The sequence below is a fragment of the Kitasatospora sp. NPDC057518 genome (assembly GCF_042802075.1).
Taxonomy (GTDB): Bacteria; Actinomycetota; Actinomycetes; order Streptomycetales; family Streptomycetaceae; genus Kitasatospora.
Genome location: NZ_JBHVEU010000753.1, coordinates 1 through 1,969, shown reverse-complemented (window position 1 = coordinate 1,969; position 1,969 = coordinate 1). Strand labels below are relative to the sequence as shown.

General features: G+C 74.0%; 2 protein-coding genes. Both read left to right on the top strand.

Features of this window, described 5'->3' with window-relative positions; all coding sequences use genetic code 11:
• Positions 1-50: 50 nt before the first annotated feature.
• A complete protein-coding gene (locus tag ACFU7Z_RS39110) occupies positions 51-1,007 on the top strand; it encodes an LD-carboxypeptidase (RefSeq protein ID WP_380743341.1) in 957 nt (318 codons plus the stop codon).
• A gap of 99 nt (positions 1,008-1,106) precedes the next feature.
• On the top strand, positions 1,107-1,781 hold the full coding sequence (locus tag ACFU7Z_RS39105; protein ID WP_074005128.1) for a nucleoside/nucleotide kinase family protein: 675 nt from the start codon (positions 1,107-1,109) through the stop codon (positions 1,779-1,781).
• Positions 1,782-1,969 lie beyond the last annotated feature (188 nt).

The following is a 1,969-nucleotide window of genomic DNA, read 5'->3' as shown; positions in this document are numbered from 1 at the left end:
CGGCGCGACCGCCCGAACCCCGCTTCCGCGTCCGAAAGGTGGCCCGGCCCATGGACCAGCACCCGACCACACCCGGCCAGGGGCTGACCCGCCCGCCGCACCTGCGCCCCGGCGACCACGTCGCCGTCGTCGCCCCCAGCGGTCCCGTCGACGCCGAACGTCTCACCGCCGGGTGCGCGATCCTCCGCTCCTGGGGGCTCCGCGTGACCGTCGCCCCGCACGTCCTCGACACCCACCCCACCCTCGGCTACCTGGCCGGCACCGACGCCGACCGCGCCGCCGACCTCCAGACCGCCTGGCTCGACCCCACCGTCGACGCCGTCATCTGCGCCCGCGGCGGGTACGGCGTGCACCGCATCGTCGACCTGCTCGACTGGACCGCGATGCGCGCCGCCGCCCCCAAGCCCTTCATCGGCTTCAGCGACGTCAGCTCCCTGCACGAGGCCTTCGCCCGGCGGCTCGGCCTCGCCACCCTGTACGGACCGCTGGCCGCCGGCGCCTCCTTCGTCTCCGACGGCCCGACCGCCGAGCACCTGCGCCGCACCCTCTTCGACCCCGCCGCCGTCACCGTCCTCACCTCGCCCACCGCCGCCCCGCTCGTGCCCGGCCGCGCCCGCGGCGTCACGGCCGGCGGCTGCCTCCACGTCCTCACCGCCGAGCGCGGCACGCCCGCCGCCCGTCCCTCGTACGAGGGCGCCGTCCTGCTGCTCGAAGACGTGAACGAGCACCCCTACCAGCTCGACCGGCTGCTGACCCAGCTCCTGCGCTCCGGAGCCCTCGACGGCGTGGCCGGCCTGGCCCTCGGCTCCTGGGAGGGCTGCGGACGGCCCCAGCGGGTCCGGGACGTGATGCTCGACCGGCTCGGCGGGCTCGGCGTCCCCGTGCTCTGGGAACTGGGCTTCGGCCACTGCCCCTCCACCCTCACCGTCCCGCTCGGCGTGCCCGCCCTGCTCGACGCCGACGCCGGCACCCTCACCCTGGACCTGCCCGCCCTCGCCGACCGCTGAGCAAAGCCGACCGCCGAGCGAAGAGGTTCACTGAGCAAAGAGGCGCACTGAGCAAAGAGGCGCACTGAACAGGAGGCGTGCGCTGAGTAGGGTGCGGCCATGAACGAGGACCGCCTCACCGCCCTTGCCCTCGGCTTCCTCCGAGGCCCGGGCAGCAACGCCCGTACGATCCTCGGACTTGCCGGCCCGCCCGGCGCCGGCAAGTCCACCCTGGCCCGCCACCTGGTCGCCGAGGTCGAGCGGGCCGAAGGCCCCGGCACCGCCGCCTACGTCCCGCTCGACGGCTTCCACCTCTCCGGCGCCCAGCTCGACCGCCTCGGCCTGACCCACCGCAAGGGCGCCCCGGCGACCTTCGACGCCCACGGCTACGTCGCCCTGCTGCGCCGGATCGCCGGCGACCGGTTCCAGGACATCTACGTCCCGGACTTCGACCGCACCCTGGACGAGCCGGTCGCCGCCCGCCACGTGGTCCGCCCGCGGACCCGGCTCGTCATCACCGAGGGCAACTACCTCGCTTCCGCCGAAACCCCCTGGCCCGACGCCCGCCGCCTGCTGCACGAGCTCTGGTACGTCCACGCCGAGGACGAGGTCCGCGAGGAGCGCCTGCTCCGGCGGCACCGCGACGGCGGCCGTGACGAGGCCACCGCCCGCCACTGGGTCACCGGCAACGACCACCCCAACGGCGAGTACGTGAAGCCGGGCCGGGCACTCTGCACCCGCACCGTCTCCGGGACGGGTTTGCCTCCGACGCCGGACAGGGGTAGTGTTTCCTAGTCGCTCGGCAGGGAGCACCGGACACGCGTCTGCGCGGACGGTCCCGGAGCGGCCAATCCTCTGAAACACCACTTCCGGTTCGTGCCGGTCGTCTGCGCTTTTCGGCGCTGTGACCTGGTGCTTATTCGGCGTGCTCGTTTTATCGGGTTGCGGTCGGATTCGCTTTTCGGAGCGGGGATCGGCTAGAG

Bases quoted from the DNA above. Each gene is read 5' to 3' on its own strand.
- ACFU7Z_RS39110 (WP_380743341.1), top strand. From the start codon at position 51: ATGGACCAGCACCCGACCACACCCGGCCAGGGGCTGACCCGCCCGCCG.
- ACFU7Z_RS39105 (WP_074005128.1), top strand. From the start codon at position 1,107: ATGAACGAGGACCGCCTCACCGCCCTTGCCCTCGGCTTCCTCCGAGGC.